At 61.6% G+C, this 24958-nt stretch carries 26 protein-coding genes; 8 read left to right on the top strand and 18 right to left on the bottom strand.

The features are described 5' to 3' along the window. Positions 1-38: 38 nt before the first annotated feature. The 3 genes from AC2FNZ_RS17490 to AC2FNZ_RS17480 all read right to left on the bottom strand — a co-directional run bounded on the left by AC2FNZ_RS17490 (position 39) and on the right by AC2FNZ_RS17480 (position 2167). Positions 39-581, bottom strand: a complete 543-nt coding sequence (locus AC2FNZ_RS17490) for an NADPH-dependent FMN reductase (RefSeq protein WP_170370032.1) — start codon at positions 579-581, stop codon at positions 39-41. Positions 582-718: 137 nt separating this feature from the next. Continuing rightward, positions 719-1390: a YiaD family glycine zipper/OmpA-like lipoprotein gene (locus AC2FNZ_RS17485; protein WP_093964290.1), complete on the bottom strand. Its 672-nt coding sequence runs from the start codon at positions 1388-1390 to the stop codon at positions 719-721. 129 nt (positions 1391-1519) lie between these two features. Continuing rightward, positions 1520-2167: an RluA family pseudouridine synthase gene (locus tag AC2FNZ_RS17480; protein ID WP_496841405.1), complete on the bottom strand. Its 648-nt coding sequence runs from the start codon at positions 2165-2167 to the stop codon at positions 1520-1522. A gap of 94 nt (positions 2168-2261) precedes the next feature. On the opposite strand from AC2FNZ_RS17480, the gene AC2FNZ_RS17475 reads away from it, so the two are divergent. Next, positions 2262-2672, top strand: a complete 411-nt coding sequence (locus AC2FNZ_RS17475; protein ID WP_496841404.1) for a nuclear transport factor 2 family protein — start codon at positions 2262-2264, stop codon at positions 2670-2672. Between the two features lie 7 nt (positions 2673-2679). Continuing rightward, positions 2680-3387 carry an SGNH/GDSL hydrolase family protein gene (locus AC2FNZ_RS17470; RefSeq protein ID WP_496841403.1) on the top strand — a complete coding sequence of 236 codons (708 nt, stop codon included), beginning with the start codon at positions 2680-2682 and terminating at the stop codon, positions 3385-3387. On the opposite strand, the gene rarD is transcribed toward AC2FNZ_RS17470, so the two are convergent. The 10 genes from rarD to AC2FNZ_RS17420 form a co-directional block, all read right to left on the bottom strand. Next, positions 3378-4283, bottom strand: coding sequence for an EamA family transporter RarD (rarD, locus tag AC2FNZ_RS17465; RefSeq protein WP_496841402.1), 906 nt, complete (start codon positions 4281-4283; stop codon positions 3378-3380). The genes AC2FNZ_RS17470 and rarD overlap by 10 nt on opposite strands. 245 nt (positions 4284-4528) lie before the next feature. After that, the gene (locus tag AC2FNZ_RS17460) at positions 4529-6982 is read right to left on the bottom strand and encodes a GcvT family protein (protein WP_496841401.1); all 2454 of its coding nucleotides are present in this window, start codon (positions 6980-6982) and stop codon (positions 4529-4531) included. Positions 6983-7069: 87 nt separating this feature from the next. After that, the gene (locus AC2FNZ_RS17455) at positions 7070-8053 is read right to left on the bottom strand and encodes a GlxA family transcriptional regulator (protein ID WP_496841400.1); all 984 of its coding nucleotides are present in this window, start codon (positions 8051-8053) and stop codon (positions 7070-7072) included. Positions 8054-8062: 9 nt separating this feature from the next. Further along, positions 8063-8956 (bottom strand): homocysteine S-methyltransferase family protein, encoded by an 894-nt coding sequence (locus AC2FNZ_RS17450; RefSeq protein ID WP_496841399.1) that lies wholly within the window; start codon positions 8954-8956, stop codon positions 8063-8065. A 12-nt stretch (positions 8957-8968) separates the two neighbouring features. After that, positions 8969-10021, bottom strand: coding sequence for an alcohol dehydrogenase family protein (locus AC2FNZ_RS17445; protein WP_496841398.1), 1053 nt, complete (start codon positions 10019-10021; stop codon positions 8969-8971). Positions 10022-10033: 12 nt separating this feature from the next. After that, on the bottom strand, positions 10034-10510 hold the full coding sequence (locus AC2FNZ_RS17440) for a cupin domain-containing protein (RefSeq protein WP_093964282.1): 477 nt from the start codon (positions 10508-10510) through the stop codon (positions 10034-10036). A gap of 15 nt (positions 10511-10525) precedes the next feature. After that, entirely contained in the window at positions 10526-12973 is a 2448-nt protein-coding gene (locus AC2FNZ_RS17435) for a GcvT family protein (RefSeq protein WP_496841397.1), read from the bottom strand. Positions 12974-12988: 15 nt separating this feature from the next. After that, positions 12989-13369, bottom strand: coding sequence for a GFA family protein (locus AC2FNZ_RS17430; protein WP_170342302.1), 381 nt, complete (start codon positions 13367-13369; stop codon positions 12989-12991). 4 nt (positions 13370-13373) lie between these two features. Continuing rightward, a complete protein-coding gene (locus AC2FNZ_RS17425; protein WP_093964279.1) occupies positions 13374-13997 on the bottom strand; it encodes a LysE family translocator in 624 nt (207 codons plus the stop codon). Beyond that, positions 13997-14566 (bottom strand): helix-turn-helix domain-containing protein, encoded by a 570-nt coding sequence (locus AC2FNZ_RS17420; RefSeq protein WP_496841396.1) that lies wholly within the window; start codon positions 14564-14566, stop codon positions 13997-13999. The genes AC2FNZ_RS17425 and AC2FNZ_RS17420 overlap by 1 nt, the downstream gene beginning before the upstream one ends. A gap of 116 nt (positions 14567-14682) precedes the next feature. Here AC2FNZ_RS17420 and AC2FNZ_RS17415 point away from each other — a divergent pair, with 116 nt between their 5' ends. Together AC2FNZ_RS17415 and AC2FNZ_RS17410 are read left to right on the top strand one after the other, a co-directional pair. Continuing rightward, positions 14683-14955, top strand: coding sequence for a DUF1294 domain-containing protein (locus tag AC2FNZ_RS17415; RefSeq protein WP_093964277.1), 273 nt, complete (start codon positions 14683-14685; stop codon positions 14953-14955). Between the two features lie 38 nt (positions 14956-14993). Then, positions 14994-15890, top strand: a complete 897-nt coding sequence (locus tag AC2FNZ_RS17410) for a cation diffusion facilitator family transporter (protein ID WP_093964416.1) — start codon at positions 14994-14996, stop codon at positions 15888-15890. A 5-nt stretch (positions 15891-15895) separates the two neighbouring features. Here the strand turns inward: AC2FNZ_RS17410 and AC2FNZ_RS17405 are convergent, their stop codons facing one another. Both AC2FNZ_RS17405 and AC2FNZ_RS17400 read right to left on the bottom strand, forming a co-directional pair. Beyond that, complete coding sequence (locus AC2FNZ_RS17405) at positions 15896-16351, bottom strand: GAF domain-containing protein (RefSeq protein ID WP_496841395.1); 456 nt, start codon at positions 16349-16351, stop codon at positions 15896-15898. Positions 16352-16424: 73 nt separating this feature from the next. Then, complete coding sequence (locus AC2FNZ_RS17400; RefSeq protein ID WP_170341327.1) at positions 16425-17597, bottom strand: acetyl-CoA C-acyltransferase; 1173 nt, start codon at positions 17595-17597, stop codon at positions 16425-16427. 100 nt (positions 17598-17697) lie between these two features. On the opposite strand from AC2FNZ_RS17400, the gene AC2FNZ_RS17395 reads away from it, so the two are divergent. The 3 genes from AC2FNZ_RS17395 to AC2FNZ_RS17385 all read left to right on the top strand — a co-directional run bounded on the left by AC2FNZ_RS17395 (position 17698) and on the right by AC2FNZ_RS17385 (position 20284). Continuing rightward, positions 17698-18036, top strand: a complete 339-nt coding sequence (locus tag AC2FNZ_RS17395; RefSeq protein ID WP_496841394.1) for an STAS domain-containing protein — start codon at positions 17698-17700, stop codon at positions 18034-18036. Positions 18037-18056: 20 nt separating this feature from the next. Continuing rightward, on the top strand, positions 18057-18518 hold the full coding sequence (locus AC2FNZ_RS17390) for an ATP-binding protein (protein ID WP_496841393.1): 462 nt from the start codon (positions 18057-18059) through the stop codon (positions 18516-18518). 188 nt (positions 18519-18706) lie between these two features. Beyond that, positions 18707-20284, top strand: coding sequence for a gamma-glutamyltransferase family protein (locus AC2FNZ_RS17385; RefSeq protein WP_496841392.1), 1578 nt, complete (start codon positions 18707-18709; stop codon positions 20282-20284). A gap of 24 nt (positions 20285-20308) precedes the next feature. On the opposite strand, the gene hspQ is transcribed toward AC2FNZ_RS17385, so the two are convergent. Then, positions 20309-20635, bottom strand: coding sequence for a heat shock protein HspQ (hspQ, locus tag AC2FNZ_RS17380; RefSeq protein ID WP_496841391.1), 327 nt, complete (start codon positions 20633-20635; stop codon positions 20309-20311). Between the two features lie 187 nt (positions 20636-20822). Between hspQ and AC2FNZ_RS17375 the strand changes: the two genes are divergently transcribed. Beyond that, entirely contained in the window at positions 20823-21404 is a 582-nt protein-coding gene (locus AC2FNZ_RS17375; RefSeq protein ID WP_093964271.1) for a transglycosylase SLT domain-containing protein, read from the top strand. A gap of 12 nt (positions 21405-21416) precedes the next feature. Here AC2FNZ_RS17375 and AC2FNZ_RS17370 read toward each other — a convergent pair whose 3' ends face one another. After that, positions 21417-22013 carry a LolA family protein gene (locus AC2FNZ_RS17370; RefSeq protein WP_170341318.1) on the bottom strand — a complete coding sequence of 199 codons (597 nt, stop codon included), beginning with the start codon at positions 22011-22013 and terminating at the stop codon, positions 21417-21419. 39 nt (positions 22014-22052) lie between these two features. After that, entirely contained in the window at positions 22053-24956 is a 2904-nt protein-coding gene (locus AC2FNZ_RS17365; protein ID WP_496841390.1) for a DNA translocase FtsK, read from the bottom strand. Positions 24957-24958 lie beyond the last annotated feature (2 nt).

Below are 24958 nucleotides of genomic sequence, written 5' to 3'. Positions count from 1 at the left end.
GGCCGCACCCTAAGCAGGCTCGGCCAGCCCGACAAGGCTCAGAAACCTGCTTCGGCCCGCAGCTTCTCCATCAACTGGCCCAGCGTCCGTTCGTACCGGTCGCTGCGCAACCGACCTGAATCGTCGAACTCGTTTGAGCTGTCGGCCAGATGAATTTCGGGGCCCTGCAGGATGCGCGGCTGAAACGGCACCATGAAAGACCGCAGGATCATCTGCGCCCGTTCGCCTCCGGCCCGGCCCGCCGCTGCGGACATCACCGCAACCGGTTTGTCGGCCCAGGGATTGCCCTTGGTCCGGCTGACCCAGTCCAGCGCGTTTTTCAGAACGCCTGACGGCCCCTTGTTGTACTCCGGAGTGGAAATGACCACCGCATGGGCACCGGCGATCTGGTCCGCCAGGATCTGAACTTCGGCCGGGATCCCGTCGGCCTCCTCAGCATCTCCATCATAGAGTGGCAGGTTCAGATCAGCTTCGATGAACGTTCCCGCGCCGAACAGGCGCGCCGCTTCACGGATCAGGCGTCGATTGGTGGCGTTCTGCCGCAACGAGCCGGACAGGCCCAGAAGGATCGGTTCGGACATCAGGATATCTCCGTCATGTGTTTCGGCTGCAGTTTAGTCATCCCGACCGCAAACCATAGCCCGCCTGACGCGCAGTCAATGTGCAAAAAAGAAAGGGGCCGCTTGCGGCGGCCCCCGGCGGTTGGCAGTTGATCGGCTCAGGCGTTGCCGCTGGGCACGATCACGATCTCGACCCGGCGGTTCTGCGCCTTGCCCTCAGGCGTCAGGTTCGAGGCGATCGGTTGGTTTTCACCACGACCGATCGTGGCGATGCGCGCATAGCTGACGCCATTGGCCTGCAGAACATCCGCCACCGCATTGGCGCGGCGTTCGGACAGGATCTGATTGTAGCCGGCTTCACCATCGCTGTCGGTATGCCCGATGATCTGTACGTTCGAGTTGGGATAGTTCACGAGGTTCTGCCCCACGCGGACCAGATCCGCTCTCAGCGCCGGCCGGACCGTGGCGCTGTCGGTGTCAAAGGTGATGTCATTCGGAACCGTGACGATCAGCCGGTCTCCGGCGTTGACGATCGTGATACCGTCATTGGCCAGTTGCTGACGCAGTTCGGCTGCCTGCCGGTCCAACTGGTTGCCGATCAATCCGCCACCGGCAGCACCAATGGCCGCACCGGCAACGGCACCCAGCCCAGGGTTCGAGTCATTGGCGATGGCGCCAACACCGGCGCCAATCAGACCGCCCAGCAACGCTCCCTGCTTGGCGCTCTGGTTCGGGTCGTCCTGAACCCGCAATGTACCGGGGTCGGTACAGGCCCCCAGCACAAATGCGGCGCTCAGCCCGACCGGCAGCAAGAATCTGGAAATTTTCATGGGTTCACCTTCTGCTCCTGCACCCGGTTTTCCGGGTTACGTGTTTGACGTGATTATAGCACGTCTGACACAAACAGGCTCAAGCGACAAAAACGTGAGATCGGCGAATACCCGCCGCCCCCAAGGCGCTCAGAAATCCGGCAACGCGCGAAATTTCATAGATATGCCATCCTCGGGGTGTTTGACGCGCAACTCCTCGGAATGAAGCATCAGCCTGGGGAAGTCGCGCGCCGGTCCTTCGGCATAGAAAGGGTCGCCCAGGATCGGATGGCCCAGTGCCTGCATATGGACCCGCAACTGGTGCGAGCGGCCGGTTTTTGGAAACAGGCGAACGCGGGTCGTGTCCCCGTCGTACCGGACGACCCGCCAATCCGTGACTGCCGGCTTGCCGGTTTCGTGGCACACCATCTGGCGCGGCCTGTTGGGCCAATCCACGATCAACGGCAAGTCCACCGTGCCGGTCTTTGGTCCCACCCGGCCCCATACACGGGCGACGTAGGTTTTTCGTGTCTGCCGGTTTTCGAATTGCTGTCCCAGATACCGTTGGGCGTGCGGCGTCTGGGCAAAGATCATGACGCCGGAAGTGTCCCGATCCAACCGGTGGACCAGCAAGGCCTGCGGAAATGCGGTCTGCACCCGGACCAGCAAACAATCGGCCAGGTGCTCTCCGCGGCCGGGAACCGAAAGCAGGCCCGCCGGCTTGTTCACCACGATAACCTGCGCATCCTCGTGCAGCACGTCCAGCGGCGTTTTGGGTGGATCATAGGTATCGCTCATGCGGGCTGCCTATCGCAGGGCGCCGCCTCTCGCAACGTCGTCCTTGCGATGAGAAGGCTTCTCGGCAACTCTCGCGCCAGGCAGAGGAGATGACATGCACCCGACGATCGAACGAATTCAGGAAGTGGTGGCCAAGGGCGACGAGAGCCTGATCCATGAATTGCTGGCCGAAGACGTGCAGTTCCTTCCGCCGACCTACTACAGCACCTGGACCGGACGCGCCCCGGTGGCGGCGGTATTGGGTCATGTGGGGCAGGTTTTTTCCGAGTTTCGCTACCGCCGGATCATGGGCGATGGCAAAGACTGGGCATTGGAGTTTCAATGCAAGGTAGGTGAACTGGACGCTGTTGGCGTTGACCTGATCACGCTCAACGATGACGGGCTGATTCAGACATTCGAAGTCGCCATGCGTCCCTACAAGACCGTTGGCGCCCTGCGCGAGGCCATGATGGCGCGCGTCATGAAAGACCCCCGGTTCCTGGAATTTCGGAACGCTTTGAGCTGAGCCACCCGTGCCCATTGCCGCCGATCAGCTTCTGAGAGTTCCGCTGCTGCCGGTGCTGGCGGCACAGGCTCTGTTGGTGCGGCGAAGGGCCGTGCAGCTGCCCGAACCTTCTGGTGCACGTGAGGGCCGGCAAGGCCGCGGGCCGAGACTGCGCTTGCTGATCGCCGGCGACAGTTCAGCCGCAGGCGTTGGGGCTGGCACTCAGGAACAGGCGCTGTCGGGCCAGCTGGTGAAACTGCTCAGCCGCCAGTTCAGCGTTGAGTGGCGCCTTGTTGCGACGACCGGCCACACGACCGGTGACACGATCGAAGACCTGCGCAGGATCGAAGGCCAGTTTGACACGGCTGTTACGGCCTTGGGCGTCAACGACGTCACTCGAGCCGTGTCCTGCAGCCGGTTCAAACGGCAACAGGCCGAGTTGATGCGCTTGCTCAACGTCGATCTGGGCGTGCGGACTGTGATCGTGACGGGCGTCCCGCAGATGGATCGGTTCCCGGCGCTGCCACAGCCCTTGGCATGGGTTCTGGGAAGGCAATCCGCGCGCCTTGACGAGGGGCTGAGAGAGGTGATCGCGAGCTCTCCACAGGCCCGGCATCTGCCGTTGCACCTGCCCGACGATCCGGCCCTGGCCGCTGTGGACGGCTATCACCCAAGCCCCAAAGCCTATCGCCTTTGGGCAGAGCAGGCCGCGCGAATGATCCTCGATCAGGTCTGAGCGCGCACCTGACGGATCATGGGCACTGAATAGACAACCAGTGCGGCCCAAATCAGCGGAAAGGCAATCATGCGCCCGCGGTCGATCTGCTCACCAAACAGCGTGATCGCCGTGATGAATATCATGGTCGGCGCGATGTACTGCAGGATGCCCATGGTCGAAAGTCGCACCAGCTTGGCCCCGTTGGCATAGACCAGCAGCGGAACGGCGGTCACGATACCCGCCCCGGCCAACAGCATGGTATCTGTTGCGGCGCCTCCAAAATGTCCGGTGCCCTGCACGCCCAACCAGGTCACATAAGCCAGCGCGGGAACCAGCAAAATCAAAACCTCAAGCAGGAAACCCTGGTTTGGTCCGATGGGCAACGAGCGCTTGAAGAACGCATAAAATCCCCAACTGACCATCAACCCCAGCGCCGCCCATGGCAGACGGCCGGCCTCGACCACCAGAACCAGAACGCCCAAGGCGGCAAGCCCCACGGCAATCAACTGTGTTCGGGTCAGGGACTCGCGCAGCAGGATCGCTCCCAGCGCTATGCTGAACAGCGGGTTGATGTAATACCCCAGCGCCGCGTCCAAAGCGTTGCCACTGGCGATCGCCCAGACGTAGATAGCCCAGTTCACCGAAATCAGGGCCGCCGTCAGGCATGCCATTCCCAACATGCGCGGATCACGCAGCGCCGCCTTCAGATCACCGGTTCGCCCCAGCGCGACCAGCAACAACCCGGCCACCGGCACCGACCAGATGATGCGATGCGCCACGATTTCGACGGGATCGATATGCGCCATTGCCTTCATGTAGAGCGGCAGAAAACCCCATAGGACATACGCCGTAACAGCCAGCGCAAGGCCTTTTGGCGAATCCGTGTTCTGGGTTTGGGTCGGGCGCTCGGCCATGAATGGTCTCCAGCTGATACCCCCCGTCTTTAGGCAAAGTGCTTTGCCATTGAAACTCAGAAAAGCTTGAAGACGCCCATAACGAATTGTGATGGGTCGGCAACCCCATCGTTAGGTGTACGGCCGGCAGGGCCTTGTTCGGCTCTGCTTTGTTTTTCGCTAAAGTCGTGGCCGGATGGAGGCCTCGTCAAGAACCTCCATCCGGCGCTCTGCAACTGAGTGGGAGCAACGCCCCCAACCCGCCTTCAGACCTTCACACGTTCGGATTTCGGATCGTACATCGGTTTGAGCGACGCCTCGGCCCGGACCTTCACACCGCAGACGTCAATCTCGTATGTCGAGGACAGCACGTCGGCTGCGCTTTCGCCCTTGCAGGGGACATAACCCATGCCGATCGCGCCACCCAAAGTGTGGCCATAGTTTCCTGAGCTGATGTAACCCACATATTCGCCATCGCGGACAATCGGTTCGTTGTGGAACAGCAGCGGTTCAGGGTCGGTCAGCTTGAATTGCACCAGCCGGCTGTGCGGGCCGCTGTCCTTGCGGGCAATCACCGCATCTCGGCCAATGAAATCACATCCCTTGTCCACCTTGACGGCAAAGCCGAGACCGGCGTCCACAACGTGATCTTCGCAGGTAATGTCATGACCGAAGTGACGGAAGCCCTTTTCGATCCGGCAGCTGTCCATCATGTGCATACCGCACAGCTTCAGGCCCATGTCTTGCCCGGCCTCGTGCAGCGTTTCGAAAACGTGCCCGGCCATATCCGACGACACGTAGACCTCCCACCCAAGTTCGCCCACATAGGTCACGCGGTGAACGCGTGCCAAGCCCATTCCGATTTCGATTTCCTGCGCGGTGCCGAATGGGTTTGCCGCGTTCGAGAAGTCGTTGGGCGAAACTTTTTCAAGCAACGTCCGCGCGTTGGGCCCCATCACCGCCAGAACGCCTTCGCCTGCCGTAACATCAGTGATGACCACATTGAAATTGCCCGAATGACGCATCATCCACGTCTGGTCGGCCAGTCGCGTCGCCGCCGGGGTCACGACCAGATAGGCGGTCTCAGAAAGGCGTGTCACGGTCACGTCTGCCTCGATCCCGCCATGCCGGTTCAAGAATTGGGTGTAGACGATCTTGCCGTTTGGAACCGCGTAGTCGCCGCCGCCGATATAGTTCATGAAAGCCTGTGCATCTGGGCCTTCGACCCGGATTTTTCCGAACGAGGACATGTCGTACATGCCCACGTTCTCGCGCACCGCGCGGTGTTCGGCGGCCGAGTTCTCGAACCAGTTCTGGCGCTTCCAGCTGTAGCGGTATTCGCGCTCCTGCCCCTCGTTGGCGAACCAGTTCGCGCGCTCCCAGCCGGCCAGCTCGCCAAAGACGGCCCCGTTTTCTTTCAGGTGATGGTGGAACGGCGTCCGGCGCACGCCGCGCGCCGTGGCCTTTTGCCGGTAGGGGTAGTGGTCGGCATAGAGCAGGCCCAGCGTTTCCTTGGACCGCTCGAACAGATACTGCTTGTTGCCCTGGAAGGGCTGCATCCGGCTGATGTCCACGTCGCCCAGGTCAAAGGGTTTTTCGCCGCTGTCCATCCATTCTGCCAGCGCCATGCCCGCGCCGCCCGCAGACTGGATCCCGATCGAGTTGAACCCGGCCGCGACCCAGACATTGTCCATCTCGGGCGCAAGGCCAAGGTGGTAGGCGTCGTCGGGCGTGAAGGACTCAGGGCCGTTGAAGAAGGTATGAATCCCGGCCTCGGCCAGCATCGGCATCCGGTTGCAGGCGGCCTCGAGGATCGGTTCGAAATGGTCGAAATCCTCGGGCAGTTGGTCGAACTCGAAACTATCGGGAATTCCGTTCATGGCCCAGGGCTTGGCATTCGGCTCGAACGCACCCAGAAGGATCTTTCCGGCATCTTCCTTGAAATATGCGCATTCGTCCGGCACCCGCAGAACCGGCAGCTGGGTCAGCCCGTCGATGCCCTCTGTCACGATGTAGAAGTGCTCGCAGGCATGCAGTGGTACATTGACACCTGCCATGCGCCCCACCTGATGGCCCCACATCCCGGCGCAGTTCACCACCATGTCGCATTCGATATGGCCCGAGGCGCTGCCGTCATCCGCCATCCAGTCGACGCCGGTAACTTTGCGGCCCTGCTTTGCGATCTCGGTGACCTTGACCCGTTCCTTGACGACGGCGCCGCGCTGACGGGCACCCTTGGCCAGCGCCAGCGCGATGTTGGCTGGGTCGCCCTGTCCGTCCAGCGGCAGATAGACCGCGCCCTTGACCCCATCCAGATTCAGATGCGGATAAAGTTCGCCCACGCGTTCGTTCGAGATCTCTTCGACCTCGACCCCGAAGGCGCGGGCCATGGCGACCTGGCGATAGATTTCTTCCTTGCGCTCGTCGGTCAGCGCTACGGTGATCGAGCCGCAGCGTTTGAACCCAGTAGCGACACCGGTTTCCTCTTCGAGCGCGCCATAGAGTTCCTGGCTGTACTTTGCCAGTTTGGTCATGTTTGCGGTGGCCCGCAGCTGTGCGATTAGGCCCGCCGCGTGCCAGGTCGTGCCGCTGGTCAGCTGCTTGCGCTCCAGCAGAACAACGTCGCTCCAGCCTTTCTTGGTCAGGTGATAGGCCACCGAGCATCCGATCACACCGCCACCGATGATCACTACGCGGGCCTTGCTGGGAAGATCAACCATTCCGAAGTCTCCAATCTCGAATCGGCGTCAGAGTGCCACGAACAGGCGACAAGAAATGCAGCAAAAACGTCAACTGCGGCACAAAAATCACCGCAGCGCCGATTGGCGTTTCTGGCGGCGCAGAGCGAATGGCGTGATCCCGAAAAAGCTTTTGTAGACGGATGAGAACCCGTTGGGAAAGCCGCAGGCGAGGCCGATTTCACGTACGCTCATAGTGGTATTCAAAAGCAGGTTGTTGGCCTTGGCCAACCGCATCTCCCGGTAGAACCCGTTCGGCGTGGTGCCGAAGAATGTCTTGAATTTGCGCTCCAGCGAGCGGTTCGACATTCCAAGCTCTTCGACCAGTTGATTGATGGGCAACGGATCTTCGATATTGGCCTGCATCAACTTGATGCACTGATCCAGCCGGGCGTCCCCGGTCGTTGTCGTCTTGGCGCCCGAAAACGGCTGCAACGACGAAAAGTCGCGGATATGTTCATGCAGCATGATGTCGGCCACCGTCATCTTGGCCGGGCCCGAGATGTGGCGCCCGATCACCGCCAGTGCAATATCGGCCGTGGCCCCCATTCCCGCGCAGGTCACGACCGGGCCCTGCTCGGTCGCTATCGAAAGCTTGGCCTCGAACCGTGCGCCGCGTTCGCGGAAGATCGACGCGTTTTCCCAATGTGTTGCCATGTCGGGCGTTCCGTGTTCGTCGATGTACCGGCTGGCGGCCTCGGCCAGCAAAAAGACCTGCGCACCGCGATAGGTATAGTCGGACACAACCCGGCCCAGCGACAGCTCGGGCTGGTCCGGGTCGGTGTTGCCGATCACGAACAGATAGTCGGCGTCCGGTTGGCGCGTAACGGGCTGGGTCGGAATGCTGGCGCCGCTGCTGCTGACGATGGTCCCTCCCTTCAGCGATCGGTAAGTATAAGTGAACGGCGGGTGCGGACAAACCCGATTGGCGAGGCGCAGCACATCCACCACCGACGCCAGTTCCAGCAGAACGAAGCCCGGCGCGGTGATGATGTCAAAATGCCATTGCGCCTTGACGCCGTCGGGTTTTCCAAGGTCCAGTTTCTCCGCCATCCTCGCCACTCACACAATCCTGTGCCCGGCCGAGCGCAGGGCGTTAGCCACAGCTTCGATGTGCTCTGGGTCCACTTCGCAGCATCCACCGATGATCGTGGCCCCTTGGTCAACCCAACTCATCGCATGTGCGGCATAGGCCGACGGGTCGAGATCGTGGCGCGCTTCCAGCGCGTCGACTGTCGGAGCGTCTTTCAGGAAGCCGTCGGAAATCCGGGTGAAACCATTCGCGTAGGCACCGTAAGGTCTTTGAAGTGTCGCAAGGATCTCCAGCGCTGCGGGCACCGCCTCGGGCCGGGTGCAATTGACCAGAACCGCCTGAGGATCGAAGCGTTCGACCAGTGGCGCGATCGCGCCCAGCGGTTCGCCCGACCTCAGCCGCGTACCGTCCTCGTCCATGACCGACAGGGCCAGCCAAACCGGCTTGCCACAGCCTTCGGTTCCACGCAGGGCGCCTTCGGCCTCGGTCACGGACGAGACGGTTTCGATCAGGAACAGGTCCACCCGGTTCTGCATCAATCGCACCAGTTCCGCGAATTTCTGCGCGGCCTCGTCGGGATCAGGGTTCAGATCGGGGCGATAGGTGGCCAGCAAGGGGCCCAGCGCGCCGGCGATACGCCCCGCCCGCCCATCGCGCGCCAGTTCGGCCTGTGTCAGAGCCGCATCGATGAGTTGCTCCAGCTGATCCTCGATCCCCGCTCGTACGAGGCGAGAGCGGTGGACGGCATAGGTGTTTGTCGTCGCGACGGTTGCCCCGCGGTCGAAATAATCCCGATGGATCTTTCCGACCAACCCGGGCTCGTCGATCATTACGCGGGTTGACCACAAGGCGGTTGGCTGTTCGCCACGACGTTTCACGAGCTCTTGACCGATCGAACCATCCAACAGCGTGATGTCTGCCATCTCGGTGCCTCCTTACGGTATGAGAACCAGCTTTCCGGGCATGGTCTTTGATTGAAAGTCCGTCTGCGCCTGCACGATCTCGCGCAGCGGGTAAGTCTTGGAAATCAACGGCTTGATCCGACCCGCGTTCATCAACTCGACCAGCCGGCCAAAAACTTCGAAGGCTTGGTGAGTGCAGCCGTGGATCGTGATGTCACGCAGGTAGATTTCGCGCAGATCAGCCTGCACGATCGGGCCGGCGATGGCCCCGGACACGGCATATTGGCCGCCCGGCTTCAGTGCCAGGATCAGGCCGGTAAAGGCCGGGCCGCCGACCACGTCGATCACCACGTCAAATCTGTCCTGCGGCAGCGGCGCGTCGCGGTCGAACGTACCAGCCGCACCCTGCGCCCGCACCACTTCGGCCTTAGCCGCACTGGTCACTCCCCACACGGTTGCTCCCCGCAAGGCTGCCAATTGCACGGCCGCCAGCCCGACGCCGCCCGAGGCGCCGGTGATCAGCACCTTGTGCCCGGCAGTCACGCCCGCGCGGGTCAACAGGTTCTCGGCCGTCCCGAACGCACAAGGGATGGCGGCGATTTCCACATCCGACAGCGGTGAGGCGGTCACGTCATAGAGGTCATCCGCCTCGAGCAGGCAGTATTGCGCAAAAGCCCCGTCGATCTCGGACCCAAGCGCGATGAAGCCTGTCGGGTTACCCGGGCGCGGGCGCGGCAGGTTGATCGGGCAGGTCACGCGTTGCCCCGGTTTGAAGCCGGCACCCGGCCCGATCTGCTCGACTATGCCGCAAAGATCTCCGCCTTGAACGCGGGGAAAGGACAGCGCGCCGCCCCAACCGCCGGCTTCGACCTCTTGGTCAACCGCGTCCGTCGCGCCGGTGACGTCCGAGGAATACCATCCGATCCGCGTGTTGATGTCGGTGTTGTTGACGCCTGCCGCGACCACGCGGACCAGAACCTGCCCGGGCCCGGGCACCGGAACCGGAATATCCTTACGCCATTCCAGAACTTCGGGACCACCGTGACCCGTCAAATAGACACCGCACATCGTCTTTGGAGCATTCATTTCGCTGGCTTCTCAGGTCTGGTCGTCGGGATGGGGTGGAACCGGCCCCATCGGCACGATGTCGTAGCGGGCATTCAGATCGGCCATCTTGGCCTCGTCCTCAAAATCTGCCTGGGTCATGGTTGCCAGTTCCGCAAGGAAGCCGTCAAACCCGGAGGGTTGAAAGATCATGAGCATCCGTGCCGGTTTGTTGTCGGCCACCCGGCAAGCATGCGGCACACCCGGCGGAACATGCATGGTGGTGCCCGGCGTGCACAGGTGCCAATCTCCGTCGACGTAGAAATCCACGGCGCCCTCGAGAAAATAGAAAGTCTCGGCGTGGCTGTCGTGGCGATGAAGGCCAAGCGCGAAGCTGGCCTTCAAGTTGTCTTCCATCAGGGTGTACGCCCCGCCCGTGTCCTGACCGGAAACCTTCACGAAGGTATGGTCGTTCTCCCAGTCATAGTTGGGACCCTCACCGGGTCCCTGCTTGGAATATCGCGGGCGCATATGGGCCTCCTTGTGTCAGGCGCGCAGCCGCTCGTTTACGGGATCCCACAGCGGCTGATCCTCCTGTACCACGGCGCGACACTTTTCGCCGTAGATTTCCACCTCGAGCTCGGTGCCCGGGTTGGCCAGATCGGCCTTGATCATGCCCAGCGCGACGGACTTGCCGACACGATAGCCCCAGGCGCCCGATGTGGTCTCGCCCACGATCTGATCGCCCTGCCAGATGCAGGACATGTAAGGCGCATCGCAGTCACCGGCCTCGACGACCAGCGTGACGAAAGACTTCTTCACTCCACGCTGCTTTTCCGCCAGCAAAGCGGCCTTGCCCGGGAAGTCCTGCGGCTTGTCGAACTTGACGAAGCGTTCCAGCCCGCCTTCCAGCAACGAGTAGTCGGTGCTCAGATCGCCCTTCCACGCGCGGTATCCCTTTTCGATGCGCAGGCTGTTCAGCGCATACATGCCGAACGGCTTGGCCCCGGCGGCAAGGATCGCATCATAGATCGCGGGCACGTGCTCGTTGAGCGCATGCACCTCCCAACCCAGTTCACCGGCAAAGGACACGCGGATCAGGTGGGCGGGCTGTCCGGCCACGGTGGCGGCCTGATGGGTCAGCCAACCCAGAGAGAGGTCGGCATCGGTCAGACCCGACAGGATCTCACGCGATTTCGGACCGGTCACGATCAGCGTGTCGCGGGTGGTGGTCACGTCCTCGACCGTGACGCCCGCGGGCATCGCGTTCCTCAGGATGTCTCGGTCGTGCCATTGCGCGGTGGCGGCGGTGATCATCACGAAGTCATCCTCACCCAGACGCATGCAGGACATCTCGGTCAGGATGCGGCCGCGGTCGTCGGCGATGTAGACCAGGTTGATCCGGCCTACCTTGGGCAGGCCGCCGGTGACCAGCCCGCGCAGCGCCTCGGCCGCGCCTTCGCCCTTGACGACAAACCGCGAGAAACCCGGCAGGTCAAGCACGCCGCAATGGTCGCGCACGGCCTCGCATTCTTCCTTGATCCGCTGCTCCCACGGGCCCGAGCGACCCCAAGTGTGAGTGCTTTCTTCGGAGGTGTCATCCCCCGGCTGCGCGAACCAGTTGGCGCGCTCCCAGCCGTTGTAGACGCCCATGACGCCGCCTAGTTCCTTGACCTTGGCGTGAACCGGCGACAGCTTCTTGTCGCGCGCGGCGGGCCATTCATGATGCGGGAAGTGCATGGCGTATTCGTTGCCGTAGACCTCCATGCCCTTTTGATTGCAGTAATCCTGATCGGTGTAGTCGGTATAGCGGCGGGGATCGACGGCCCACATGTCCCATTCGGTGGCGCCATCCACGATCCATTCGGCCAGCACTTTGCCTGCACCGCCGCCTTGGGCGATGCCGAAGGTGAAGGTATGCGCCTCGAAGGCGTTCTTGACGCCGGGCATCGGGCCAATCAGCGGCAGGCCGTCGGGCGCATAAGGGATCGGCCCGTTGATCACGCGGCCCACGCCCGAGGTCGCCATCAGCGGCACCCGCTCCATCGCGTCGGTGACGATGTCCTCGATCCGGTCCAGATCGTCGTTCCACAGCTGGAAGCTGAAATCCTCGGGCATCGGGTCGTCCTCGGTCATCCAGTGGCCCTTGCAGTTGGGCTCATATGGGCCAAGGTTGAAGCCGTGCTTTTCCTGTCGCAGGTAGTAGGAGATATCCACGTCGCGCAGCAGCGGCAGCTTGCCACCGTTTTCCTTCGACCAGGCTTCGACCTCGGGGATCTCGTCAGTCAGCAAATACTGGTGGCTCATGACCATCGCCGGCACGGTGCGGCCGCCATAAGGCTTGAACCATTCGCCCACACGCTGCGCGTAGTAGCCGGCCGCGTTGACGACATAGTCGCAGTCGATGTCGCCCTTTTCGGTGTGGACGGTCCAGGTGCCGTCGTCATGCTGGGTCACGCCGGTGGCCGGGCAGAACCGGATGATCTTCTGCCCCATGTCGCGTGCGCCCTTGGCCAGCGCCTGGGTCAGCTGCGCCGGGTCGATGTCCCCATCGGTCGGGTCATACAGAACGCCCTCAAGATCATGAGTTTCCAGGAACGGGTAGCGTTCCTTGGCCTGCTCCGGCGTCCACATTTCCATCGGGATTCCCTGGTAGCGCCCCATCGACATGGCCCGCTGGAACTCCTGCATCCGCTCTTTGCTGTGCGCCAGACGGATTGATCCCGACACGTGGTAGTTCATCGGGTAGTCGACCTCTTCGCCAAGACGTGAATACAGCTCGGTCGAATAGCGCTGCATGTTCATGATCGCCCAAGAGGTCGAGAAGGTCGGCACGTTGCCGGCCGCGTGCCAGGTCGAACCTGCGGTCAGCTCGTTCTTTTCCAGCAGAACGCAGTCGGTCCAGCCCTTTTTGGCCAAATGGTACAGCGAGGACGCCCCTACGACGCCGCCACCAATGATGACCACGCGGGCCTTGGTCGGAAAATCGCTCATTTTTCTAGATCCCTGTCATTGTGCCCTTTGGGGCAGTTCATCCGTGATGTCGTAGTAGTCGCCCTTGTCCGCCACGAAGATGTGGCGAGCCAGTTTCAACTGAGTGGGCTGGTCCAGAGCCCCCATCGAAACCGAAATCGTGTCTTCGTCCTTGTGCTGCCAGAACAGAAAGCTTCCGCATGCCTTGCAGAAACCACGCCGGGCCGTGTCCGAAGCCTGAAACCATCCCAGCGTATCGCTGCTGTTCAGGGTCAGGTTGTCCTGGTGGGTCGCGGTCGAGGCCCAATAATGCCCTGACTGCCGACGGCATTGCCCGCAGTGGCAGGCCGAGGGCGGTGACAGCTCTCCGTTGATCGTGAATGCCACCGAACCGCAAAGGCACGATCCTTTTTGCATGGCTCTATCCCTTTCCTGCAGGTGCCGCGCTGGTTCCCAGCAGGACGCCATAGATGATGAAACAGGTGGCCATGACGCGGCGCACCCAGACGTTGAACACGGCGCCCAGCGCCGCCCGCCCCATCACCGCACCCAACAGTGTGAACCCGGTGTAGCTGAGCGTGGTGATGATCAGCGCCGTCGGCATGATGATCGCCATTTGCTGCCAGATCGGCACATCGGGCTGCACGAACTGGGAAAACGCGGCCAGGTAACCTGCGACGCTCTTTGGATTGATCGTGGCGACAGCCAAAGCATGGAGATAGACATGGCGGGCCGGGCGCTGGCTGGCCGGCGCGGGACGCGCGGCGTTCATCCACCCCCGGAGCCCCATCCAGATGAGGAATCCCGCCCCAATCAGCTTGGCCACGAAAAACCCGGTCGGCGAGGCCGCGATCAGGGCTGTCACCCCCAGAGCCGACAGGATCAGAAAGGCGCTGGCCTGGGTCAGGATGGCCAGGACCCCAAGCATTGCCTTGGGAAATGGCAGGCTCATCCCGTTCGAGATGCAATTCACCGCATTCGGACCCGGCGTGGTCACGAACACCACCCAGAACAGCGCGAATATGGTCCAGGCCTCAAAGCTCATCAGTACACCGGCGGAGCGATCACCCAGACGGCCACGGCGGGTTCGTCGTAAGGGTTTGCCCATTGGTAGGGTTCGTGCTTGATCCGAAAGCTGTCCCCGACGCCGACGGTGAAATTTCGGCCTCCGATCGTCAGGTCGAGACGGCCCGAGATCATGTATCCAACCTCTTGCGTCGGACGGTTGGCCGGGGTCTGCATCCGGGAATGGGGCTCAAAGGTGGAATGCACCATCTCGAAATCATCGGTCAGGTCAGGTGACAGCAATTCCTCGATCAGCCCTTCCTCGCCCGACCCCATCGGCCGGCGCGAACCGGCGCGCACCACATAGCCCTGTTCCTCGGCCAGAACGCCGGTGTGGGCGAACAGCATCGACATCGGCACGCCCAGGCATTCCGCGATCAGGCGCAGATCCGAGATCGACGGAGCAGACAAATCGCGCTCGACCTGGCTGAGCCAGCCCACCGACCGGTCCAACCGCGAAGCGATATCGGTCAGCGTCAGCCCGCGCGCCTTGCGCAGCGCGCGAATGTCCGCCCCCAGCGTCGCAGCGATATTGGCCTGATCGTTCACGCTTTCCCCTCCGAGTCATGAAATTTACGTCACATTTTTCACGATGTCCCGAATCGGTGAAAATTCCAAGATATTTTTCACTACCGGTCCTGATCCTTCCACGTTATGGCTGCGGAATGTGGATCGTCATTCTGTATTTCTGGGCCATCAACGCGTTGACTTTGCTGGTGTTCGGCTGGGACAAGCTGCGGGCGATCCGACGCAGGCGGCGTGTCCCGGAGAAGTGGCTTTTGCGACTGGCGCTGTTGGGCGGCAGCCCCGCAGCTTTGCTGGGTCGCTGGATATTCGGACACAAGACCCGGAAAAAGCGGCTGACGACTCTGCTGTATGCCATTGCGGCTCTGCAGGCGGGCGCGATCTACCTGTTCCTCACCTACAGTTCTGTTTGAAACTGGAAATTGGCAGTGCGATCGGGCAATGGTTGCACATGATTGACAGAACTTCGTCCCAGGCGCTGGCCATCGGGTCAGTGGCGGTGTCCCTGCTGGTGCTGCTGCTCAAGGTCCTGGCATGGCATTTGACCGGGTCGGTCGCTCTGTATTCCGACGCAATGGAATCTTTGGTCAACGTGGTTGGCGCGCTGCTGGCGTGGTTTGCCATTCGGATGGCGGAGCGTCCTGCCGACAGCAATCACCCTTTCGGACATCACAAGGCCGAAAACTTCTCGGCCATCGCCGAGGGGACCCTGATCGTTCTCGCCGCAATCTTGATCATTCAGGAAGCCTTGGGCGCCCTGTTCGCCCCTCACCTGGAGCAGCTTGGGCCGATCGGACTGGCCGTGAACGCCGCGGCCATGGTGTTGAACCTGATCTGGGCACGGGTGCTGATCGCGGCGGGCGAGCAGCGGCGGTCACCGGCAATGACGGCCAATGGACGCCACCTGATGACCGACGTCTGGACTTCGGCCGGGGTCTTGTTGGGACTGATCCTCGTATTGCTGACAGGCTGGGCCGTTCTTGACCCGCTGCTGGCCATTCTGGTGGCCGCAAATATTCTGCGCGAAGGCTGGAAGGTCATTTTCCATTCGGCCGGAGATCTGATGGATTCCGCGGCCCACACCGAGGACACGGACATCATCGAAGCCGCCGTTCGGAACTCGTCTCAGGGAGCCTTGCAGATCCACGATCTGCGCACACGTCGGGCCGGCAAAGCCGTGTTCATCGAATTTCATCTGGTCGTCGATCGCAACATGACAGTCGGTGACGCCCACGACATCTGTGACGCGATCGAAGATGCAATCGCCGAAAAGCTGCCTGAGGCTCGGACCATCATTCACGTGGAGCCGGACTCTCAGCTCAAAGCCTCGGGGATCGAACCGGAATAAAGGTTCTACAGACGCTCGAAAACCTGCGCGAGGATACGCGACAGCCCTTCGGCATCGGCCTGCTCGAACGCATCGGGCTGATCGCTGTCGATATCAAAGACCCCGATGACCTGCCCCGCAGAATCCCGCACCGGCAGAACCAGTTCGGACCGGGTCGACGAGGCGCAGGCAATGTGCCCCTCAAACGCATCCACATCCGGGACCAGCTGAACCTCTCCGGTGCGCGCTGCTGCTCCGCAGACCCCGCGGGAGAACGGAATGACCAAACACCCATGCCCGCCTTGATAGGGTCCGATCTTCAACAACTCCGGCTCGGTCACACGGTAAAACCCCGTCCAGTCAAAGCGGTCGTCGCTGTGATGCACCTCGCAGGCGACGGTGGCCATCAGAGCGACCTGATCAGTTTCACCTTCCGTCAGGGCTTCGATGGTTTTGGACAAGAGCGCGTAGTCAGCTTTCATGGGGTCATTTCCAATGTGTAACCGGGCCGCAACCTCTGCAGCCCGGTTCAGCTAATGGCAAAATGCCAAAGCGTCAAACCCGCTCGATCGCGATTGCGGTGCCTTCGCCGCCTCCGATGCAGATCGCGGCAACTCCGCGCTTCAGGCCACGCTTCTCGAGTGCATTTAGAAGCGTCACCATGATGCGTGCGCCCGAGGCACCGATCGGATGACCTAGGGCGCAGGCGCCTCCGTTGACGTTGACCTTGTCGCGCGGCAAGCCCATTTCATGCATGAAGGCCATCGGAACAACGGCAAAAGCCTCGTTCACTTCCCACAGGTCCACGTCGTCCTTGCTCCAACCGATCCGTTCCAGCAGTTTCTGCGCGGCCGGGACCGGAGCCGTCGTGAAAAGGCCGGGCGCCTGGGCGTGGCTCGCGTGGCCTAGGATGCGGGCACGGACATTCAGGCCGCGCGCTTCAGCCGTGTCAGCCGCGGCAAGAACCAGCGCCGCCGCGCCATCCGAGATTGACGAGGAATTGGCCGCCGTCACCGTGCCATCCTTGCGGAATGCCGGCTTCAGCGTCGGTATCTTTTCCGGCCGCGCCGATTTGGGCTGCTCATCCGAATCCTGAATGATTTCACCTTTGCGGCTTCGGACCGTGACGGCTGCGATCTCGTCCGAGAAGGCCCCGCTGGCCTGCGCTTCGAGCGCATTCGACAGCGACTTCAACGCGTATTCGTCCTGCGCCTCTCGGGTGAATTGATAAGCCTCGGCGCAGTCTTCAGCAAAAGTGCCCATCAGGCGGCCCTTGTCATAGGCATCCTCCAGCCCGTCCAGGAACATGTGATCCACCACTTGGCCGTGACCGATACGCGCCCCGCCGCGCATCTTGGGCAGCAAGTAGGGCGCATTCGTCATGCTTTCCATTCCACCCGCAACCATCGAGTCTGCATGGCCAAGCGCGATCTGATCGAACGCCATCATCGCCGCCTTCATGCCCGACCCGCACATCTTGTTCAGTGTGGTCGCAGGTACCTCTTCACCCAGACCTGCCGCGAACCCTGCCTGCCGCGCCGGAGCCTGCCCCTGACCGGCGGGCAGAACGCAGCCCATCAAAACCTCGTCGACCGTCTGCGTCTTGGCGTTTTCAAGCGCCGCACGAATGGCGACGCCACCCAGTTCCGCCGCAGGCACGCCGTCGAACATTCCTTGAAACCCGCCCATCGGCGTCCGGGCCGCACCAGCGATCACAACCTCTTTCATGTGACGACTCCTCCTTTTGTCGAGTGCTTGGATACCGAATGGTAAGAAATGCCGTCTAGCGTATTTCTACGATCGATCGACTGAATCCGAGGGTAGTCACGTGACACTGAGCAGCAAAACGACAGGCGAGACGCAGATCATCACAGTCGACGCCACCCGCATCGACGCCGCCATGGCGATACAGTTCAAGGAAGACATGCGGACCCAAACCGCAAATAGCGCCGGTCGGATCATCCTGGACCTGTCTGCGGTCGAGTTCATAGACTCCAGTGGATTGGGCGCGATCGTGGCATCAATGAAGCAGCTTGGAAATGGGCGCAGGCTGGAACTGGCGGGATTGCAGCCTGTCGTGGCAAAGGTTTTTCGGCTGACGCGGATGGATACGGTTTTCAAACTGCATCCCAACTTGGATGACGCGCTGGCCTCCGAGTTGGAGTGAAGCGCCAGGGGGCAAATGGCGTGACAGTCAACTGCGAAGACGGCCGACTCGAAGTGGCATTCCCTGCCGTCGAAGCCGAGGCCAGCCGCGCCATCGCTTCGCTGCACGCGGGGCTGTCAAATTTCGGCTTGCCGGGGCAAAAGACTGCGGACATCAAGATCGTGTTGGCCGAGGCGATCAACAATGTTGTCGAACACGCCTACGCAGAGTGCACGCCCGGAATGGTCCGGGTTTCCGTGCTGGACTCCAAAGATCATCTCGAGGTCCAGATCGCCGACACCGGGCGCCCCCTGCCCGGCCTGAAGATACCTGATGGCATTCCTGCCAGCGTGGAAACCGATACATCAAATCTGCCCGAAGGTGGTTTCGGTTGGTTCCTGATCCGCACATTGGCCGACGAGGTGCGGTATGACCGCAAGAACGGCCAAAACCTGCTATTCTTGCGGTTTGTGCGCACAAAAAAAGCGGATCGGCCACAATAACGCCCAGATCGGACCATTGTCGCGCCGCAAACGACCGGCAGAAACAAGGGGTAGCTCAGATAGCTTCCCTCGGCGCCATGTGTCACAGCCCCCACCCAGTGAACGGCGCCGAGGACCTTCTCCTTGAAATGACTGGACATCAGCCATCGGCACCCTAGTGTCGACCCGTTCAGGAGGAGACCCATTCCATGCGCGATTTCCATGCCCCCGGCCGTTCCGAGGTTTTGTCGACCGAAGGGATGTGCGCAACCTCGCATCCGCTGGCTGCAAAGGTGGCGCTGGACATTCTGGGCCGCGGGGGAAACGCGATGGACGCCGCCATTGCCGCGGGCGTGCTTCTGGGCATCTGCGAACCGCAGATGACAGGTCTGGGTGGCGACTGTTTCGTTCTTTTCAATCGCGCGGGCGAAACGACGGTTCGCGCGCTGAACGGCTCTGGGCGGGCGCCCGCTGCAGCCTCGGCCGAAGATCTGCGGGCTCGTGGGTTGGCTACGGTGCCACTTGACGACCCCGAAGCGGTGACAATCCCCGGCGCCGTCGACGCATTCTGCCACCTGTCAGAAGCCGAGGGTCGATTGGGGATCGAGGCCCTTCTTCAACCTGCAATTTACTATGCCGAAACGGGCGTTCCAGTTGCACCCCGCGTTGCGCATGACTGGTCGATCGGGGCCGAAACGCTGCAGGGCGCAGCGCGGGATCACTATCTGATCGACGGCCGCGCCCCAACGACAGGTCAGATGTTTCGCGCTCCGGGTCAGGCAGAAGTCCTGCGTCGCGTGGCCCGAAATGGGCGTGACGCCTTTTATGAGGGCGAAATCGCCGATGACATGCTGGCCGCTTTGAATTCCCGAGGCGGGATTCATTCGGCCACGGATTTTCACGACACAAAGTTCATCGAAGCCTCACCGGTTGGAAGCGACTACCGCAACGCTGAACTGCTTGAACATCCGCCGAACGGACAAGGCGCGACTGCGATCCTGCTTCTTAACATCCTTAAGCATTTCGACATTGCCGGCATGGACCCGTGGGGCGCCGAACGGGCGCATATCGAAGCCGAGGCGACCAAGCTGGCCTACGATGCACGCAACCGGTTCATCGCCGACCCGGATCATACGTCGCGCATGGAACATTTTCTGGCGCCGGAAACGGCGGCAAAGCTGGCCGAGCTGATTGATCCCCGGCGCGCCATGACCGCCGCCGCCCCGCTGACCGAAGCGGTGCACAAGGACACGGTTTATGTCACGGTCGTCGACCGGGATCGAATGGCTGTTTCTCTGATCTATTCGATCTTCCACAGCTTCGGATCGGGCATCGCCTCGGAAAAGTTTGGCATTCTCCTGCAGAACCGCGGATGTGGTTTCAACCTTGAACCGGGGCATCCGAACGAGCTGGGCGGCGGCAAGCGCCCGATGCACACCATCATTCCCGCGATGCTGAAGCAAAACGGCCAGATTGCCATGCCGTTCGGCGTGATGGGCGGGGCCTATCAGCCGACGGGCCACGCGCGCCTTGTTTCCAACCTTCTGGATTTCGACTTGGGGCTGCAGCACGCCGTCGACGCTCCCCGCGTTTTTGCCGACGGTTCGATCTTGAAGATCGAACCGGGCTACAACCGCAGGATCGCGCAACAATTGTCAGACTTGGGCCACAATGTCGTCGAGACGGAAACGCCTTTGGGCGGTGCACAGGCGATCCGAATCCATCAAAGCGGAGTATTGGAAGGCGCTAGCGACCCCCGAAAGGACGGCTGCGCTTTGGGTTACTGACGCCGCAACGGCGTCAGCACCGCATCAGTTCAGTTGGAAGTGCAGCGGATAGCTGCCGTCCTGAAACGGCCCGAACATGTTGGGAATGTCAGGATGATCAACAGGTTCGCCTGACTGGTCGGCAATCAGATTTTGCTCTGATACATAAGCCACATAGAAGGATTGATCGTTCTCGGCCAGCAAATGGTAGAACGGCTGATCCTTGATCGGGCGGCTTTCTTCGGGAATTGCCTCGTACCATTCCTCGGTGTTCGCAAATTCCGGATCCACGTCAAAAATCACCCCTCGGAAGGGATGTTTCTTGTGACGAACCACCTGGCCCAGGCGGTACTTTGCATGTGTCTTCAGCATTGTTTCAGCCCCCAAGGCACTTACTAAACCTTTCCGCCGGCAATTGCCAATCATTGATCTGAAATTCCCGGAAACAGTCTGTGAACCTATGCCTGACAGTCGACGGCCTGCTGGACGGTATCCTATACGATTGTGATTTCCTCGGCCTGCAATCTGCGCTAGAATAGAGAAAAAAGGCACGAGGCACATGAGCAGAAAACTTCTCGTACTCTTCGGGGTGCTGTTTTTGGCATCCTGTGGGGGCGGCGCACAGCGTCCGCCCAGCAACCTCAATGACGCTTGCGCCATCGCGCGCGAGCGGCCGGACATGATCAAGGCGTTCAAGAGCACCGAACGCAAATGGGGTGTTCCGGTTCATGTCCAGATGGCAACCATCTACCAAGAAAGCCGCTATCGTCACGACGCGCGGACGCCCCACAAATATGTTCTGGGGGTTATTCCGATGGGCCGTCAGAGCAGCGCCTATGGCTTCAGCCAGGCCCTGGACGGAACCTGGGAAGAATATCAGCGCGAAACCGGGAAGCGGCGCGCCAAGCGTGACCGCATTCGTGACGCGTCAGATTTCGTCGGTTGGTACATGAACAAAAGCAGTCAGAAGATCGGCATCTCGACCAGCGACACGCGGAACCAGTATCTGGCATATCACGAAGGTCGCGCGGGTTACGCACGCGGCAGCCACTACGGTAAAACATGGCTGTTGAACGTAGCCAACGACGTGGATGCACGTGCGCAGATGTACCAGGCGCAGCTGTCCAGCTGCCGCTACTGAAAGAGCCGCGGGTCAGCGGTTTTCTGACCCGCGCCGCGCCTTGTTCGAAAACAGGTCGCTGTCGATTCTGACATCTTCGTTGAGGGGGCCCAGCAGCACCGTGGTTTGACCCCCGGCGTTGTCGTAGATGACCCATTTCCTCAACTCGATCGGATTTGCCGTGAACATCAGCTCGATTCGTCCGGACTCGGGGTTTTTCGGGTCCTGCGCGGTGACGACTGTGGCTGTGCCATCAAATGTGTGGCCGACTACCATGTTGGCCTGCGACAGGTTCACGTTGCGCGCCAGAACCAGCGACAGCGGCGTGCGCTTCAACGGGTACTGCTCGGGCGGCTGGTTTGATTTGGGGTCGAACACCATCACGGTGCCGGCATTGGCCAGCACGACCGCACTGTTGGGCGGATCGTATTCGAACCGCATCTTGCCGGGCCGCTGCAGCCACAGCTTGCCGGTACTCAGCGATCCGTCATCGTTGACTTGGGTAAACGTCGTCTGAACGGCCTTCAATCCGTTCAGATAGTTCGAGATCTGCGACAAGGGCAGCTTGTCGGCGGCCCAGGCTGCCGGGGCAGTCAAAGCAAGGGCAAGGGCAAAGGCAATCTGTTTCATGACACACAGATATGCGCTCTGCCCTTGTTATTAAATATCCTACTGTTCCGGGACGAGGATTTCGCGTTTGCCCACGTGATTTGCTGCCGAAACAACGCCTTCGTCCTCCATCTGCTCGACCAGCCGCGCGGCCTTGTTGTAGCCGATGGCAAGTTTCCGCTGGATGTACGAGGTTGAACACTTGCGATCCTTGATCACGATGGCAACCGCCTGATCGTACAGGGCGTCCTCACCATTGGTGTTGCCGCCGGTATTCAGACCCAGAACCGCGTCGATATTGTCGGCCTTGTCCTCGGACGGACCATCCAGCACGCTGCCGACATAGTCCGGCGGACCATACTGCTTGAGGTGGTTCACCACCTCCTCGACCTCTTCATCGGACACGAACGGCCCGTGGCAGCGGGTGATCTTGGCTCCGCCAGCCATATACAGCATGTCGCCCTGCCCCAGCAGCTGCTCGGCCCCCATTTCCCCCAGGATGGTCCGGCTGTCGACTTTCGACGTTACCTGGAACGAGATCCGGGTCGGGAAGTTAGCCTTGATCGTACCGGTGATAACGTCCACCGATGGGCGCTGCGTGGCCATGATCAGGTGGATGCCCGAGGCCCGTGCCATCTGCGCCAGACGCTGGATACAGGCCTCGATCTCCTTGCCCGCGACCATCATCAGGTCGGCCATCTCATCGACGATGACAACGATATAGGGCATGGCCTTGGGTTCGAATTCCTCGGTCTCGAAGATCGGCTCTCCGGTTTCGTCATCGAATCCGGTCTGGACCGTTCGGCTGAACAATTCGCCCTTGGACAGCGCGTCCTTCACCCGGCCGTTGTAGCCGGCGATGTTGCGCACGCCCATCTTGGACATCTTGCGATAGCGGTCCTCCATTTCACCGACAACCCATTTCAGGGCAACCACCGCCTTTTTCGGGTCGGTCACGACCGGCGACAGCAGATGCGGGATGCCGTCATAGACCGAAAGCTCCAGCATCTTGGGGTCGATCATGATCAGGCGGCACTCATCCGGTGTCAGTTTGTAGAGCAGCGACAGGATCATCGTGTTGATCGCCACCGACTTGCCCGAACCGGTCGTCCCGGCGATCAGCAGGTGAGGCATCTTGGCCAGGTTGGCCACGACCGAGTCGCCGCCGATATCCTTGCCCAGCGCCAGCGGAAGCGCATGGGTGCCGTCGCCGAAATCGCGGCTTGCCAGGATTTCGCGCAGGACCACCATCTCGCGGTTCTCGTTGGGCAGTTCGATACCGATGACCGAACGTCCGGGCAGGGTCGAGACCCGCGCTGAAAGGGCCGACATAGACCGGGCGATATCATCGGCCAGCCCGATCACGCGGCTGGCTTTCAGGCCCGGTGCGGGTTCCAACTCGTACATTGTGACGACAGGGCCGGGGCGGACACTGACGATCTCGCCTTTGACCCCATAATCATCCAGCACGTTCTCCAGCATTCGCGCGTTTTCCTCCAGCGCTTCGTCACTGAGGTGATGACGCTGAATGCCCGACGGGTTCGTCAACAGGCTGAGCGGCGGCAGTTCGAAATCCGTGTGCCGCTCTTCGAAAGACAGGCTGGGCTGCGCTTCGGCCTGAGCCCGTCGCGACGGCAGGACGTTGCGCCGGACTGGCTGCGCCACAACCGGCTTGCGCGGTTCGGCAACCGGGATCTTCATGGCCGGGCGCGCCTCGGCGATTGGGTCCTCTGCATCCTCGAACACCTGATCGTCGTCGATATCCTCAGGCGCATAGGCCGAGACCGGGTCTTCCGCGAACGTCTCCATTTCCGCAGACGGCTGCGCCGGGAGCCCTGTCAACGGCGGCTCGGGCGGCAGCCCGGCAGCAGTCAGCGGAGGTTCGGGCGGAAGGTTGCCCGCACGCGGCGCATTCAGGATCAGCGGGTCAGGGCCACGGCCGCGCCCCTTGGTCAGCGGGCGGTTCGGATCGGGCTCGGGCGCGATTTCACCGGTGGCGACCTTGCGGTTCTGGATCACCGCGGAGATCTTCGAGCGGATCCGGTCCTCGCCCGGCATCTCGTCATATCCGGTAACGGGTTCCGGATCGACCAGTTCGGGTTCGGGCATCGGCTCGGGGCGGCGGATCAGGCCGGGCACGCGCGCAAGCAGGCCCGTTTTGACGGGCTCGGGGGCTGCGATCTCGGGCTCTTCAAAGACCGGATCGGCATAGGCCAGTTCATCTTCGAATTCGGCACCGGCGGCCTGGGTTGCCTTGCGTTCTTGCCACTTTTCCCGGCGCGCCTGCGCCGCACGGGCCGTGGCCGAAGCCCCCTGCCCCAGCGCGGTCATCAGCATGTCATAGGCCATCACCAGACCCAGCAGGAAAGCCCGGAACCCGCGCCGGACGTCCGATTTGGTGAAACCCAGCACAAAGACGCCCAATGCGAGCATGCCGGCCGCCATGGCCAGCGACATCAGCTTGACCATGAAATGCGACGAGATCGGCAACAGCGTCAGCAGCGCCCCCATCACCGTGTCGCCGAACAGACCGCCCAGACCAAAGCTGTGCGTCGCGCGCCATTCGGAACCGGGCACCAGCGTCGCGGCATAGACCGAGAGCACGGCGATCCAGATCGGCGCGAAAATCAGGCGGGCCACGGCGCGATCCTCGCCGAAATGGCCGGCAAAGCGCACGCCCCAGCCGACCAGCACCAGCGCGATGCCAAAGCTGCCCCAGCCCACGATCATGAACAACGGCGCGGCGATGGAGGCGCCGAACCGGCCCAGCCAGTTTTGCACCGGCGCGTCGGTCGAGACCATCCAGTTCGGATCATCCGGCGTGTAGGACCAGATCATCGCCGCGGCGGCCAGGCCGGCCAAGATCAAGGCGATCCCGATCAGTTCCTTGCTGCGCCGCTCGATTGCGGCCTGGGTGGTGCTGTCCAACAATGGGTCGCGGTTGCGCGCGTTGTAAGATGCCATGT

It is taken from the genome of Ruegeria sp. SAZA006 (assembly GCF_059613465.1).
Note: the sequence above shows the minus strand (reverse complement) of the source record. Positions and strands in the feature narration are given on the sequence as shown.